General features: G+C 60.1%; 15 protein-coding genes. All 15 read left to right on the top strand.

Features of this window, described 5'->3' with window-relative positions; translation table 11 throughout:
- The first annotated feature begins 67 nt into the window (after positions 1-67).
- Positions 68-202 carry a 50S ribosomal protein L34 gene (rpmH, locus tag FHR27_RS20715; RefSeq protein WP_003213577.1) on the top strand — a complete coding sequence of 45 codons (135 nt, stop codon included), beginning with the start codon at positions 68-70 and terminating at the stop codon, positions 200-202.
- 15 nt (positions 203-217) lie between these two features.
- The gene (rnpA, locus tag FHR27_RS20710) at positions 218-619 is read left to right on the top strand and encodes a ribonuclease P protein component (protein WP_179539433.1); all 402 of its coding nucleotides are present in this window, start codon (positions 218-220) and stop codon (positions 617-619) included.
- Complete coding sequence (gene yidD, locus FHR27_RS20705; protein WP_082045890.1) at positions 612-857, top strand: membrane protein insertion efficiency factor YidD; 246 nt, start codon at positions 612-614, stop codon at positions 855-857. The genes rnpA and yidD overlap by 8 nt, the downstream gene beginning before the upstream one ends.
- A 2-nt stretch (positions 858-859) precedes the next feature.
- Positions 860-2599 carry a membrane protein insertase YidC gene (yidC, locus tag FHR27_RS20700; RefSeq protein ID WP_042556066.1) on the top strand — a complete coding sequence of 580 codons (1740 nt, stop codon included), beginning with the start codon at positions 860-862 and terminating at the stop codon, positions 2597-2599.
- 73 nt (positions 2600-2672) lie between these two features.
- Positions 2673-4040 (top strand): tRNA uridine-5-carboxymethylaminomethyl(34) synthesis GTPase MnmE, encoded by a 1368-nt coding sequence (mnmE, locus tag FHR27_RS20695; RefSeq protein WP_179539432.1) that lies wholly within the window; start codon positions 2673-2675, stop codon positions 4038-4040.
- A gap of 812 nt (positions 4041-4852) precedes the next feature.
- Positions 4853-6745 carry a tRNA uridine-5-carboxymethylaminomethyl(34) synthesis enzyme MnmG gene (gene mnmG, locus FHR27_RS20690; RefSeq protein ID WP_179539431.1) on the top strand — a complete coding sequence of 631 codons (1893 nt, stop codon included), beginning with the start codon at positions 4853-4855 and terminating at the stop codon, positions 6743-6745.
- On the top strand, positions 6745-7389 hold the full coding sequence (rsmG, locus tag FHR27_RS20685) for a 16S rRNA (guanine(527)-N(7))-methyltransferase RsmG (RefSeq protein ID WP_373565126.1): 645 nt from the start codon (positions 6745-6747) through the stop codon (positions 7387-7389). Before mnmG ends, rsmG begins: the two co-directional genes overlap by 1 nt.
- A gap of 13 nt (positions 7390-7402) precedes the next feature.
- The gene (locus FHR27_RS20680; protein WP_042556070.1) at positions 7403-8191 is read left to right on the top strand and encodes a ParA family protein; all 789 of its coding nucleotides are present in this window, start codon (positions 7403-7405) and stop codon (positions 8189-8191) included.
- Positions 8192-8202: 11 nt separating this feature from the next.
- The gene (locus FHR27_RS20675) at positions 8203-9075 is read left to right on the top strand and encodes a ParB/RepB/Spo0J family partition protein (RefSeq protein WP_179539430.1); all 873 of its coding nucleotides are present in this window, start codon (positions 8203-8205) and stop codon (positions 9073-9075) included.
- 158 nt (positions 9076-9233) lie between these two features.
- Positions 9234-9626 (top strand): F0F1 ATP synthase subunit I, encoded by a 393-nt coding sequence (locus FHR27_RS20670; protein WP_042556072.1) that lies wholly within the window; start codon positions 9234-9236, stop codon positions 9624-9626.
- Between the two features lie 31 nt (positions 9627-9657).
- Positions 9658-10527, top strand: coding sequence for a F0F1 ATP synthase subunit A (atpB, locus tag FHR27_RS20665; protein ID WP_042556073.1), 870 nt, complete (start codon positions 9658-9660; stop codon positions 10525-10527).
- A 163-nt stretch (positions 10528-10690) separates the two neighbouring features.
- Positions 10691-10948, top strand: coding sequence for a F0F1 ATP synthase subunit C (gene atpE, locus FHR27_RS20660; protein ID WP_003097235.1), 258 nt, complete (start codon positions 10691-10693; stop codon positions 10946-10948).
- A 57-nt stretch (positions 10949-11005) separates the two neighbouring features.
- Entirely contained in the window at positions 11006-11476 is a 471-nt protein-coding gene (locus tag FHR27_RS20655) for a F0F1 ATP synthase subunit B (RefSeq protein WP_070882403.1), read from the top strand.
- Positions 11477-11490: 14 nt separating this feature from the next.
- Complete coding sequence (locus FHR27_RS20650; protein ID WP_042556075.1) at positions 11491-12027, top strand: F0F1 ATP synthase subunit delta; 537 nt, start codon at positions 11491-11493, stop codon at positions 12025-12027.
- A gap of 21 nt (positions 12028-12048) precedes the next feature.
- Positions 12049-13593, top strand: coding sequence for a F0F1 ATP synthase subunit alpha (gene atpA, locus FHR27_RS20645; RefSeq protein WP_179539429.1), 1545 nt, complete (start codon positions 12049-12051; stop codon positions 13591-13593).
- Positions 13594-13609 lie beyond the last annotated feature (16 nt).

Here is a 13609-nt window from a genome sequence, read left to right as displayed (position 1 = left end):
CTAGAATCGCCGGTCTCTTAAAACGGGGACCATTCCGGTCCGTTGTCGACAACCAGGTAACCGCATCATGAAACGCACTTTCCAACCCAGCACCATCAAACGCGCTCGTACCCACGGTTTCCGTGCTCGCATGGCTACCAAGAACGGCCGTGCCGTCCTGTCGCGTCGTCGCGCCAAGGGCCGTGCTCGTCTCGCAGTCTGATTTTCCAGTCTTGTGGTGAGTCGAGGCTTCGGCCGGGAGAAGCGCCTGCTAACTCCCCGGCAATTCAAGGCAGTCTTCGACTCTCCCAGTGGCAAAGCGCCGGGCAAGAGTGTCCTGCTGCTTGCGCGCAACAATGAGCTTGATCATTCACGCCTAGGTCTGGTGATCGGCAAGAAGAGCGTCAAGCTCTCCGTTGAGCGCAACCGCCTGAAACGCCAGATCCGCGAATCGTTCCGCCTCAACCAAGACAACCTGGTGGGCTGGGACATCGTGGTGGTCGCGCGTAAAGGCCTTGGTGATCTGCAGAACGCCGAACTGGCTCAACAGTTCGGCAAGCTGTGGAAACGCCTCGCCCGCAGCAAGCCTGCCCAACAGCCCGATGCCCAGACCGGGGTGAACGACAATCCCCATGCGTAAACTGGTCCAAGCTCCAATCCGGTTTTACCAGTACGCCATCAGTCCATTGATGGCCAGTCATTGTCGTTTCTACCCCTCTTGTTCCTGCTACGCGCTTGAAGCCATCGAAACCCATGGCGTCCTGCGTGGTGGCTGGCTGACCGTTCGTCGTCTGGGACGCTGTCACCCCTGGCATCCCGGAGGCTACGATCCGGTGCCCCTCGCGAAACACTCCCGATCCTCTTCGATGGCCGAATAATCATGGATATCAAACGCTCGATCCTGATCGTCGCCCTGGCAGTCGTGTCCTACATGATGGTTCTCCAATGGAACCAGGACTACGGCCAGGCCGCTCTGCCGAATCAGACAGCTTCCACCGGCAAGGCCACCCCAGGCTTGCCGGAAACCGCCTCCGTTGCCAGCAATGACGATGTCCCGACGGCAAACGCCGAAGGCACCGATCCAAGCCCGGTGGAGGCCGTCGCTGTCAGCGATGAGCTGATCCAGGTTAAAACCGACGTTCTGGATCTGGCCATCGATCCACGCGGTGGTGATGTGGTGCGCCTGCAACTGCCCCACTACCCGCGTCGTCAGGACCGTCCCGATGTTCCGTTCCAGCTGTTCGACAATGGCAGCGAGCACCTGTACCTGGCGCAAAGCGGCCTGACCGGTGCAAACGGCCCTGACGCCCGCGCCAATGGTCGCCCGCTGTACAACAGCGAGCAGCGCGTCTATCAACTGGCTGATGGTCAGGACCAACTGGTCGTCGACCTGAGCTTCAGCGAAGCCGGCGTCAACTACATCAAGCGTTTCACCTTCAACCGTGGCCTCGATACCAGTTGCTCGGCCAAGGAAGTGGAGCAGAAGAAAGCTGGCTGCATCAGTGGCAATGGTTATCAGATCGGCGTGACCTACCTGATCAACAACCAGAGTGCCACACCGTGGACCGGTAACCTGTTCGCCCAGCTCAAGCGTGACAACAGCGGTGACCCGTCTTCCAGCACCGCCACCGGCACTGCCACCTATCTGGGTGCAGCGCTGTGGACCGCCGAGAAGCCGTACACCAAGGTGTCGATGAAAGACATCGACAAGCAAGGCCTCAAGGAAACCGTGCAGGGCGGCTGGGTTGCCTGGTTGCAGCACTATTTCGTGACCGCGTGGATTCCTTCGAAAGACGATACCAACTTGGTGCAGACCCGCAAGGACAGCCAGGGTAACTACATCATCGGCTACACCGGCCCGGCTCTGAACATCCCTGCCGGCGCCGAAGCCCAGGCCAGCACCACCCTGTATGCCGGTCCGAAGATCCAGAAGGATCTCGCGGCGCTGTCGCCGGGCCTGGACAAGACCGTCGACTACGGCATCCTGTGGTTCCTTGCCGAACCGATCTTCTGGTTGCTGGAACATATCCACAACCTGCTCGGCAACTGGGGCTTCTCGATCATCGTGCTGACGCTGATCATCAAGCTGGCCTTCTTCCCGCTGTCGGCCGCCAGCTACCGTTCCATGGCGCGCATGCGTGCCGTCTCGCCGCGCCTGCAGGCGCTGAAGGAACAGTTCGGTGACGATCGCCAGAAGATGTCCCAGGCGATGATGGAGCTGTACAAGAAAGAGAAGATCAACCCGCTGGGCGGCTGCTTGCCGATCCTCGTGCAGATGCCGGTGTTCCTGGCCCTGTACTGGACCCTGCTGGAATCCGTCGAGATGCGTCAGGCACCGTGGATCCTGTGGATCACCGACCTGTCGATCAAGGACCCGTTCTTCATCCTGCCGATCATCATGGGCGCTACCATGTTCATCCAGCAGCAGTTGAACCCGACGCCGCCGGACCCCATGCAGGCTCGTGTGATGAAAATGATGCCGATCATTTTCACCTTCTTCTTCCTGTGGTTCCCGGCTGGTCTGGTGCTGTACTGGGTGGTCAACAACGTCCTGTCCATCGCCCAGCAGTGGTACATTACCCGCAAGATCGAAGCGCAGACCAAGGCTTCCGCAGCCTGATCTACTAAGCTTCGCCGGCTACACAGAACGCCCCCTCGTGGGGCGTTTTGCTATCCAGCGTTTGGAGAGTTTTATGTCCACATCCCGTGAAACCATCGCCGCCGTCGCCACTGCCCAGGGTCGTGGCGGTGTGGGCATCGTGCGAGTCTCCGGGCCCCGTGCACGGATGATCGCCATTACCCTGAGCGGTATCGAGCCGACACCACGGCATGCGCACTACGGTGCCTGGCATGACGATTCCGGCGAGGTGATCGACGAAGGCCTGCTGCTGTTCTTCCCCGGACCCAACTCCTTTACCGGGGAGGACGTGCTCGAGCTCCAGGGCCATGGCGGTCCCGTGGTTCTGGACATGCTGCTGCAACGCAGCATGGAACTGGGCGCACGCCAGGCCCGCCCTGGTGAGTTCAGCGAACGGGCATTCCTCAATGACAAGCTCGACCTGGCTCAGGCGGAAGCGATCGCCGACCTGATCGAAGCCAGTTCCGCCCAGGCGGCGCGCAATGCCGTGCGCTCGTTGCAAGGCGAATTCTCCCGTCGAGTGCATGAGCTGACTGAGCGACTGATCAGCCTGCGTATCTACGTCGAAGCCGCCATCGACTTCCCAGAAGAGGAAATCGACTTTCTGGCCGATGGCCACGTACTGAGCCTGCTCGAAGCTGTACGCACACAGTTATCCACAGTGTTGCGTGAGGCGGGCCAGGGCGCATTGTTGCGCGATGGCATGAACGTGGTGATCGCCGGCCGGCCGAATGCCGGAAAATCCAGCCTGCTCAATGCGCTGGCCGGGCGCGAAGCCGCCATCGTCACCGACATCGCCGGTACCACCCGGGATGTGCTGCGCGAACATATCCACATCGATGGCATGCCACTGCATGTGGTGGATACCGCAGGGCTGCGCGATACCGACGATCAGGTCGAGCGCATTGGCGTGGAGCGTGCGCTGAAGGCAATCGGCGAAGCGGACCGCGTGCTGCTGGTGGTCGATTCCACTGCACCCGAGGCCAATGATCCCTTCGCGCTGTGGCCGGAGTTTCTCGAGCGGCGCCCGGACCCTGCTCGTGTCACCCTGATCCGCAACAAGGCAGACCTTTCCGCCGAACCTGTCGGCCTGCAACTCAGCGACGATGGCCATGCCACGCTGGTGCTATCGGCCAAATCCAGCGAAGGCCTGGACCTGCTGCGTGAACACCTGAAAGCCTGCATGGGCTTCCAGCAGACCGCTGAAAGCGGCTTCAGCGCGCGCCGCCGCCACCTCGATGCCTTGCACCAGGCACAGAGCCACCTCGACCACGGCCACGCCCAACTGACGCTCGCAGGCGCCGGGGAACTGCTCGCCGAGGACCTGCGGCAGGCTCAGCAGGCGCTCGGTGAGATCACCGGTGCCTTCAGCTCGGACGATCTGCTGGGGCGCATCTTTTCGAGCTTCTGCATCGGTAAATGAACATGTCGGGGCTCTGTAGCTTCGCGCAAAGCCCTGCTTGCTCTCCCGCCTGCTGACCGATCTGCACTTATCCCCAGGGGCCACAGGCGTTCCGCACGCCCTGTCGGCCGACCGCCGCGGTGAATGGCAGTCCTGCCAAATTTTGCAGCATCACGCCATCTCATCGCCCACAAGGGGGTTCCTACAGGTTGCGGCTTGCTCCATTCAGCCAGCCATCTCCCTCATACAAAAGCCTCTCCCCTGTCTGCAATTTCTCTCACTTGCAGGCCCCGCATTCTGACCAGGACCTGCCAGCCGCACCCTGTCTCGTAGCTCATTACCTGCCTATCGAGGATTTCAACAGCCCAAATAAACCCTGTGGAAAACCGCCACTGAGCTATGCCCATAACCCGGTGACAAAGCTAGGGATAACCCACCCTGTGCATAAGTACCCGTTTTACACACAGGCTGATAACCGCTACCTAACACCCTCAGCCCAGGTTAATCCCGCTTTCATACATCGCTGTACATCACGTGGTTAAAGGCCTGTAGCAATGTATCCACAGAAATGCCCGCCACCATTTATAAACATAAAAACAAGCCTTTTAAAAAAATCATTCTTTTTTCTTTTATTTACCTCCAGACCATCTGACCTGCAGGAGCGATGAGCGGACAAGGTGAAGCGCATCGGGACATCGGACGATTTCCCTGACACCCGATTGGCTATTTTTTGTGCAAAAGGCTTCTTTCAACCTGCCTAAGTCCCTATACTTGCCGCCCTTTCTCGCTTTCAAACCAAAAAGCTCCCTTACTCAACAGGCACGAGGTGCGTGGTGGATTTCCCTTCCCGTTTTCAGGTGATCGTCATCGGCGGCGGCCATGCCGGTACCGAGGCTGCGCTTGCAGCGGCGCGCATGGGTGTAAAAACCCTTCTGCTGACCCACAACGTGGAAACCCTCGGGCAGATGAGCTGCAACCCGGCCATCGGCGGGATCGGCAAAAGCCATCTGGTCAAGGAAATCGACGCCCTGGGTGGTGCCATGGCGATCGCCACCGACAAGGGTGGCATCCAGTTCCGCGTACTCAACAGCCGCAAGGGCCCGGCAGTACGTGCGACCCGTGCTCAGGCTGACCGTATCCTGTACAAGGCAGCGGTACGCGAGATCCTGGAAAACCAGCCCAACCTGTGGATCTTCCAGCAGGCTGCGGACGACCTGATCGTCGAGCAGGACGAAGTCAAGGGCGTGGTCACTCAGATGGGCCTGCGTTTCTTCGCCGATTCCGTGGTGCTGACCACCGGGACCTTTCTCGGTGGACTTATCCACATCGGCCTGCAGAACTATTCCGGCGGCCGCGCCGGTGATCCGCCCTCGAATGCCCTCGCCAAACGCATGCGTGAACTGCCGCTGCGCGTCGGTCGCCTGAAAACCGGTACGCCACCACGCATCGATGGTCGCTCGGTGGACTTCTCGGCGATGACCGAGCAGCCAGGCGATACGCCGATTCCGGTGATGTCGTTCATGGGCAGCAAGGAACAGCATCCTCGCCAGGTGAGCTGCTGGATCACTCACACCAATGCGCGTACCCACGAAATCATCGCTGCCAACCTCGACCGTTCGCCGATGTATTCCGGGGTCATCGAGGGTGTCGGGCCGCGTTACTGCCCGTCCATCGAGGACAAGATCCATCGCTTCGCCGACAAGGACAGTCACCAGGTGTTCATCGAGCCGGAAGGCCTGACCACCCATGAGCTGTACCCCAACGGAATCTCCACCTCGCTGCCGTTCGACGTGCAGTTGCAGATCGTGCAAAGCATCCGCGGGATGGAGAATGCCCACATCGTGCGTCCGGGCTACGCCATCGAGTACGACTACTTCGACCCGCGCGACCTGAAGTACAGCCTGGAGACCAAGGTCATCGGCGGGCTGTTCTTCGCCGGTCAGATCAACGGCACCACCGGCTACGAAGAAGCCGGTGCACAGGGCCTGCTGGCCGGTGCCAATGCCGCGTTGCGTGCCCAGGGCAAGGACAGCTGGTGCCCGCGTCGCGATGAGGCCTACATCGGCGTGCTGGTCGACGACCTGATCACCCTGGGTACCCAGGAGCCTTACCGCATGTTCACCTCGCGGGCCGAGTACCGGCTGATCCTGCGCGAAGACAACGCCGATCTGCGCCTGACCGAAAAAGGTCGCGAGCTCGGCCTGGTCGACGACGATCGTTGGGCAGCCTTCGAGGCCAAGCGTGAAGGTATCTTCCGTGAAGAGCAGCGCCTGAAAGGTACCTGGGTGCGCCCGAACACGCCTCAGGGCGATGCGCTCGTCGAGCGTTTCGGCACGCCGCTGACCCACGAGTACAACCTGCTCAACCTGTTGGCGCGCCCGGAGATCGACTACGCCGGCCTGGTCCAGGTGACCGGTGAAGGCGCCGAGGATCCGCAGGTCGCCGAGCAGGTCGAGATCAAGACCAAGTACGCGGGTTACATCGAGCGTCAGCAGGACGAGATCGCTCGCTTGCGCGCCAGTGAAGAAACCGCGCTGCCTGTGGATATCGACTACGCAACGATTTCCGGTCTGTCCAAGGAAATCCAGCACAAGCTCGGCAATGCCCGACCACAGACCCTGGGCCAGGCATCGCGGATTCCGGGTGTCACCCCGGCCGCGATCTCCCTGTTGCTGATCCACCTGAAGAAACGTGGCGCCGCTCGCCAGATGGAGCAGACCGCCTGATGTCCGTGACCTCTCGCCACGCCGAAGAATTGCAACAAGGCGCCCTCGAACTGGGTGTCACCCTGTCCGAGCAGCAACACCAGCAATTGCTCGCCTACCTGGCCTTGCTGATCAAGTGGAACAAGGCCTACAACCTGACCGCTGTACGCGACCCCGACGAGATGGTCTCGCGTCATCTGCTCGACAGCCTCAGCGTGGTGCCCTTCGTCGCGGAGGCTGGGGATAACTGGCTGGATGTCGGCAGTGGCGGCGGCATGCCGGGTATTCCGCTGGCTATCCTGTTTCCGGAGCGGCGCTTCACACTGCTCGATTCCAACGGCAAGAAAACCCGCTTCCTGACCCAGGTGAAACTCGAGCTGAAGCTGGCCAACCTGGAAGTTATCCACAGCCGTGTGGAAGGCTTCACGCCTGAGCGGCCGTTCGGCGGTATCTGTTCACGGGCTTTCAGCTCTCTGGAGGATTTTTCCAACTGGACGCGCCACCTTGGCGATACCCAGACCCAGTGGCTGGCAATGAAAGGCGTGCATCCGGACGATGAGTTGCAGGCATTGCCAGCGGACTTCCGTCTCACTGCAACCCACGTGCTCAAGGTTCCCGGTTGCCAAGGTCAGCGCCATCTGTTGATACTGCGTCGCTCGGTTTAGGGGGAACGGCAACATGGCTAAAGTATTCGCAATCGCCAACCAGAAAGGCGGGGTGGGCAAGACCACCACCTGCATCAACCTGGCGGCTTCCCTGGTTGCGACCAAACGCCGTGTGCTGCTCATCGACCTCGACCCGCAGGGCAACGCCACCACTGGCAGCGGTGTGGACAAGCAGGCGCTGGAGCACTCGATCTACGACGTACTGGTCGGCGAGTGCAATCTGGTCGAGGCCATGCAGTTTTCCGAGCATGGTGGCTACCAGCTGCTGCCCGCCAACCGCGACCTGACCGCCGCGGAAGTGTCCCTGCTGGAAATGAAGATGAAGGAAAGCCGCCTGCGTTATGCGCTGGCGCCGATCCGCGAAAATTACGATTACATCCTCATCGACTGCCCACCGGCGCTGTCCATGCTGACGGTCAATGCCCTGGTCGCCGCCGATGGAGTGATCATCCCCATGCAGTGCGAGTACTACGCACTCGAGGGGCTGAGCGATCTGGTCAACAGCATCCAGCGCATCGGCAAGCTGCTCAATCCGTCGCTGAAGATCGAAGGCCTATTGCGCACCATGTACGACCCGCGCATCAGCCTGACCAACGATGTATCGGCGCAGCTCAAGGAACATTTCCCCGAGACGCTCTATCAAACCGTGATCCCGCGTAACGTGCGACTGGCCGAAGCGCCGAGCTTCGGCATGCCGGCGCTGGTCTACGACAAGCAATCCCGTGGTGCGATCGCCTATCTGGCGCTGGCTGGCGAACTGGTTCGCCGGCAGCGCGCGAACGCCCACACCGCAACCGTATAAGGAATCTGTGCATGGCCGCCAAGAAACGTGGGCTGGGACGAGGCCTGGACGCCCTGTTGGGGGGCACCAGCGTCGACGCCCTTGAGGAAGAAGCGGTCAAGGCCGATACCAGTGAGTTGCAGCACCTGCCTCTGGATCTGATCCAGCGCGGCAAGTACCAGCCGCGCCGCGACATGGACGCCACCGCCCTCGAAGAACTGGCCCACTCGATCAAGACCCACGGCGTGATGCAGCCCATCGTGGTGCGTCCGGTCGGTGATGGCCGTTACGAAATCGTCGCGGGTGAACGTCGCTGGCGGGCCACTCAGCAGGCCGGCCTGGACCGCATCCCGGCGCTGGTCCGCGAACTGCCGGACGAAGCCGCCATCGCCATGGCGCTGATCGAGAACATCCAGCGTGAAGACCTCAACCCGATCGAAGAAGCCATGGCCCTGCAGCGCTTGCAGCAGGAGTTCCAGCTGACGCAGCAACAGGTCGCCGAAGCCGTCGGCAAGTCGCGGGTGACCATCACCAACCTGCTGCGCTTGATCGCTCTGCCCGAAGAGGTGAAAACCCTGCTTTCCCACGGTGACCTGGAAATGGGTCACGCTCGCGCCCTGCTGGGCCTGCCTGCCGAACAGCAGACTGAAGGAGCGCGACACGTTGTCGCACGGGGCCTGACCGTCCGTCAGACCGAGGCGCTGGTGCGGCAATGGCTGAACACCCAGGAGAAGCCCGTAGCCGCCACCAAGACCGATCCGGATATCAGTCGGCTCGAACAGCGCCTGGCTGAGCGCCTGGGCTCTCCAGTGCAGATCAAGCACGGTCAGAAGGGTAAAGGCCAACTGGTCATTCGCTACAATTCCCTCGATGAGCTCCAGGGCGTCCTAGCCCACATCCGCTGAAACAATTGCCCGCGCAGCACTAGTGCGAAAAGACTTTCGGGCAGTTGAACGGGGTGGGAACCACCCCTATACTCTGCGCGCATTTCGACGGCACAAAATGTGCCAAGTTATTGATTAGCTTGGTAACGAAGTCTGAGTACGATTTACCGGGAAAAATGATGGATATACGCACGCCAAAACGCCTGCCATTCCATCGACTGCCGGTGTTTCCTGTTCTGGTAGCTCAACTGATCGTGGCATTGGTTCTTGCCGCTGCCTGCTGGCACTGGCGGGGCTCGATCGGCGGATATTCGGGCTTGTGTGGCGGGCTGATTGCCTTGCTGCCGAATGTGTACTTCGCCCACAAGGCATTCCGGTTTTCCGGAGCGCGGGCAGCCCAGGCCATCGTTCGGTCGTTCTACGCCGGCGAAGCTGGGAAACTGGTTCTGACAGCGGTGCTTTTTGCGCTGGTGTTTGCAGGTGTGAAGCCTTTGGATGCGCTGGCGTTGTTCGGCGTGTTCCTGCTGACCCAATTGGTCAACTGGTTCGCACCCTTGCTGATGAAGAGATAACTTTTAAAGCCTTAGAGCGTTTGAGGGATTTATGGCAGCTGCAGAAACCGCTTCGGGTTATATCCAGCATCACTTGCAGAACCTGACCTATGGTCAGCATCCGGTGAATGGCTGGGGTTTCGCCCACTCCGCTGAAGAAGCCAAAGAAATGGGCTTCTGGGCGTTCCACCTCGACACCCTGGGTATCTCCGTGGTGCTGGGCCTGATCTTCATTCTGCTGTTCAAGGCTGCCGCAAGCCGCGCAACCTCGGGCCAGCCTGGCGGTCTGCAGAACTTCGTCGAAGTGCTGGTCGAGTTCGTCGACGGCAGCGTCAAGGACACCTTCCACGGTCGTAACGCACTGATCGCTCCGTTGGCCCTGACCATCTTCGTCTGGATCTTCCTGATGAACCTGATGGACCTGGTGCCGGTGGACTGGATTCCAGTAGCTGCCGCCAAGATCGCCGGCGACGAGCACCTGTTCTTCCGCGCCGTTCCGACCACTGACCCGAACGCGACCCTGGGCATGGCCCTGTCGGTGTTCGCGCTGATCATTTTCTACAGCATCAAGGTCAAGGGCATCGGCGGCTTCCTCGGCGAACTGACCCTGCACCCGTTCAGCGCCAAGAACATCTTCGTGAAAATCCTGCTGATCCCGGTCAACCTCCTGCTGGAGTTCGTGACCCTGATCGCCAAGCCGATTTCCCTGGCGCTGCGTCTGTTCGGCAACCTGTATGCCGGCGAGCTGATCTTCATCCTCATCGCGGTCATGTTCGGCGGCGGCATTCTGTTGGCAGCACTGGCAGGCGTACTGCAGTGGGCCTGGGCAGTGTTCCACCTGATCATCATCACGCTGCAGGCATTCATCTTCATGATGCTGACCATCGTCTACCTGTCGATGGCGCACGAAGACAGCCATTGATGGCGTGACGCGCATCCACTGCCCTGGCGGGATGCGCGGCGTTTTCGATGGATTCCAGTTTCGGCTGGATCGCCCGCAAGGGCACTGGAAGCAACGATTTTGCTTTACCGCTTTACCCTTAGAAAAACCTTAACCAATACGACGTAAAAAGTCGGGAGGAAAGATGGAAACTGTAGTTGGTCTGACCGCGATCGCTGTTGCTCTGCTGATTGGCCTGGGCGCTCTGGGTACCGCCATCGGCTTCGGCCTGCTGGGCGGCAAGTTCCTGGAAGGCGCTGCGCGTCAGCCGGAAATGGTCCCAATGCTGCAAGTGAAAATGTTCATCGTCGCCGGCCTGCTCGACGCCGTGACCATGATCGGTGTTGGTATCGCACTGTTCTTCACCTTCGCGAACCCCTTCGTTGGTCAAATCGCTGGCTAATCACTCGAATTTTCGAGCTGATTGGTGTGATGGACAACGAACGAGCGAGGTGTTGGCGTGAACATTAATGCAACCCTGATTGGCCAGTCCGTTGCCTTCTTTATCTTCGTGCTGTTCTGCATGAAGTTCGTGTGGCCTCCGGTCATTGCGGCTTTGCAAGAACGTCAGAAGAAGATTGCAGAAGGTCTGGATGCAGCCAGTCGTGCGGCTCGTGATCTGGAGTTGGCCCAAGAGAAAGCGGGTCAACAACTGCGCGAAGCCAAGACACAGGCTGCTGAGATCATTGAGCAAGCCAAGAAACGCGGTACCCAAATCGTCGATGAAGCCCGTGAACAGGCTCGTGTCGAGGCGGATCGCGTGAAGGCACAGGCTCAGGCCGAGATCGAACAGGAAATCAACAGCATCAAAGACGCGCTGCGTGCCCAAGTGGGTGCTCTGGCCGTTGGCGGTGCCGAGAAGATCCTGGGCGCATCTATCGACCAAAACGCGCATGCGGAGCTGGTTTCCAAACTGGCCGCCGAAATTTAAGCGAGGGCGCGATCATGGCAGAACTGACCACGTTGGCCCGACCTTACGCCAAGGCGGCCTTCGAATACGCCCAGGCTCACCAGCAGCTGGCCTCTTGGTCAGCCATGCTCGGCCTGGCAGCGGCGGTGTCGCAAGACGCCACCCTGCAGCGCGTGTTCAAGGCCCCGCGTTTGACGAGTACAGACAAGGCCACCACCTTCGTCGAGGTGTGTGGTGACAAGTTCGACGCCCAGGTACGCAATTTCATCCACGTTGTCGCAGAGAACGATCGTCTGGCCCTGTTGCCGGAAATCTACTCGCTGTTCGAGCTCTACAAGGCCGAACAGGAGAAGTCGATCGACGTGGATGTCACCAGTGCCTTCGCATTGAGCGATGAACAGCAAGACAAACTCGCCAAGGTTCTCAGTGCACGGCTCGGCCGGGAAGTGCGCCTGCATGCTGCGGAGGATGCCGCCTTGATTGGTGGTGTCGTAATCCGCGCCGGCGACCTGGTTATCGATGGCTCAGTTCGCGGCAAAATCGCGAAGCTGGCCGAAGCATTGAAATCTTGAGTTTGAAGGGGCAGCAGAGCTATGCAGCAACTCAATCCTTCCGAAATTAGTGAAATCATCAAGGGACGTATCGAGAAACTCGACGTCTCTTCCCAAGCCCGTAACGAAGGCACTGTCGTCAGCGTGTCTGACGGTATCGTGCGCATTCACGGTCTCGCCGACGTCATGTACGGCGAAATGATCGAGTTCCCGGGCAGCGTCTACGGTATGGCACTGAACCTGGAGCAAGACTCCGTAGGTGCCGTAATCCTGGGTGCGTACACCACCCTGGCCGAAGGCATGAGCGCCAAGTGCACGGGCCGCATCCTGGAAGTTCCGGTTGGTCCGGAACTGCTGGGCCGCGTTGTCGACGCACTGGGCAACCCGATCGATGGCAAAGGCCCGATCAATGCTCAAGCCACCGACGCCGTCGAGAAAGTCGCACCTGGCGTAATCTGGCGTAAGTCGGTCGACCAGCCGGTGCAGACCGGTTACAAGTCGGTCGATGCCATGATCCCGGTAGGCCGTGGCCAGCGTGAGCTGATCATCGGTGACCGTCAGATCGGCAAGACTGCTCTGGCCGTCGACGCCATCATCAACCAGAAGAAAAGCGGCATCTTCTGCGTCTACGTAGCCATCGGTCAGAAGCAATCGACCATCGCCAACGTGGTTCGCAAACTGGAAGAGTCCGGTGCTCTGGCCAACACCATCGTGGTGGCTGCCTCGGCTTCCGAATCCGCTGCGCTGCAGTTCCTGGCTCCTTACGCCGGCTGCACCATGGGCGAATACTTCCGTGACCGCGGTGAAGATGCCCTGATCGTGTACGACGACCTCTCCAAGCAGGCCGTTGCTTACCGTCAGATCTCCCTGCTGCTGCGCCGTCCGCCAGGCCGTGAAGCCTACCCGGGCGACGTGTTCTATCTCCACAGCCGTCTGCTGGAGCGTGCATCGCGCGTTTCCGAAGAGTACGTCGAGAAGTTCACCAATGGCGCCGTGACTGGCAAGACCGGTTCCCTGACCGCTCTGCCGATCATCGAAACCCAGGCTGGCGACGTTTCCGCGTTCGTTCCGACCAACGTGATTTCGATCACCGACGGTCAGATCTTCCTGGAATCGGCCATGTTCAACTCGGGTATCCGTCCGGCCGTCAACGCCGGTATCTCGGTATCCCGTGTGGGTGGTGCTGCGCAGACCAAGATCATCAAGAAGCTCTCCGGTGGTATCCGTACCGCTCTGGCTCAGTACCGTGAACTGGCGGCATTCGCCCAGTTCGCTTCTGACCTGGACGAAGCCACCCGCAAGCAGCTTGAGCACGGCCAGCGCGTTACCGAGCTGATGAAGCAGAAGCAATACGCTCCGATGTCCATCGCGGACATGGCGCTGTCGCTGTATGCCGCAGAGCGTGGTTTCCTGACCGACATCGAAGTCGCCAAGATCATCAGCTTCGAGCAGGCTCTGATCGCCTTCTTCAACCGTGATTACGCCGCTCTGATGGCGAAGATCAACGAGAAGGGTGACTTCAATGACGACATCGATGGCCAGCTGAAAGCCGGTATCGAGAAGTTCAAAGCCACCCAAACCTGGTAAGCCGCAGCGGGCGCCC

Source organism: Pseudomonas flavescens, assembly GCF_013408425.1.
In the GTDB taxonomy this organism is placed as follows: domain Bacteria; phylum Pseudomonadota; class Gammaproteobacteria; order Pseudomonadales; family Pseudomonadaceae; genus Aquipseudomonas; species Aquipseudomonas fulva_A.
The sequence above is the reverse complement of the archived record's forward strand: the minus strand, read 5'-3'. Positions and strand labels throughout refer to the sequence as shown.

What these genes read in the sequence shown, in the direction of transcription:
- yidD (WP_082045890.1), top strand. Translation starts at nt 612, where the DNA reads ATGCGTAAACTGGTCCAAGCTCCAATCCGGTTTTACCAGTACGCCATC.
- atpA (WP_179539429.1), top strand. Translation starts at nt 12,049, where the DNA reads ATGCAGCAACTCAATCCTTCCGAAATTAGTGAAATCATCAAGGGACGT.
- FHR27_RS20675 (WP_179539430.1), top strand. Translation starts at nt 8,203, where the DNA reads ATGGCCGCCAAGAAACGTGGGCTGGGACGAGGCCTGGACGCCCTGTTG.
- yidC (WP_042556066.1), top strand. Translation starts at nt 860, where the DNA reads ATGGATATCAAACGCTCGATCCTGATCGTCGCCCTGGCAGTCGTGTCC.
- atpB (WP_042556073.1), top strand. Translation starts at nt 9,658, where the DNA reads ATGGCAGCTGCAGAAACCGCTTCGGGTTATATCCAGCATCACTTGCAG.
- FHR27_RS20650 (WP_042556075.1), top strand. Translation starts at nt 11,491, where the DNA reads ATGGCAGAACTGACCACGTTGGCCCGACCTTACGCCAAGGCGGCCTTC.
- FHR27_RS20670 (WP_042556072.1), top strand. Translation starts at nt 9,234, where the DNA reads ATGGATATACGCACGCCAAAACGCCTGCCATTCCATCGACTGCCGGTG.
- mnmE (WP_179539432.1), top strand. Translation starts at nt 2,673, where the DNA reads ATGTCCACATCCCGTGAAACCATCGCCGCCGTCGCCACTGCCCAGGGT.
- atpE (WP_003097235.1), top strand. Translation starts at nt 10,691, where the DNA reads ATGGAAACTGTAGTTGGTCTGACCGCGATCGCTGTTGCTCTGCTGATT.
- FHR27_RS20680 (WP_042556070.1), top strand. Translation starts at nt 7,403, where the DNA reads ATGGCTAAAGTATTCGCAATCGCCAACCAGAAAGGCGGGGTGGGCAAG.
- rsmG (WP_373565126.1), top strand. Translation starts at nt 6,745, where the DNA reads ATGTCCGTGACCTCTCGCCACGCCGAAGAATTGCAACAAGGCGCCCTC.
- rpmH (WP_003213577.1), top strand. Translation starts at nt 68, where the DNA reads ATGAAACGCACTTTCCAACCCAGCACCATCAAACGCGCTCGTACCCAC.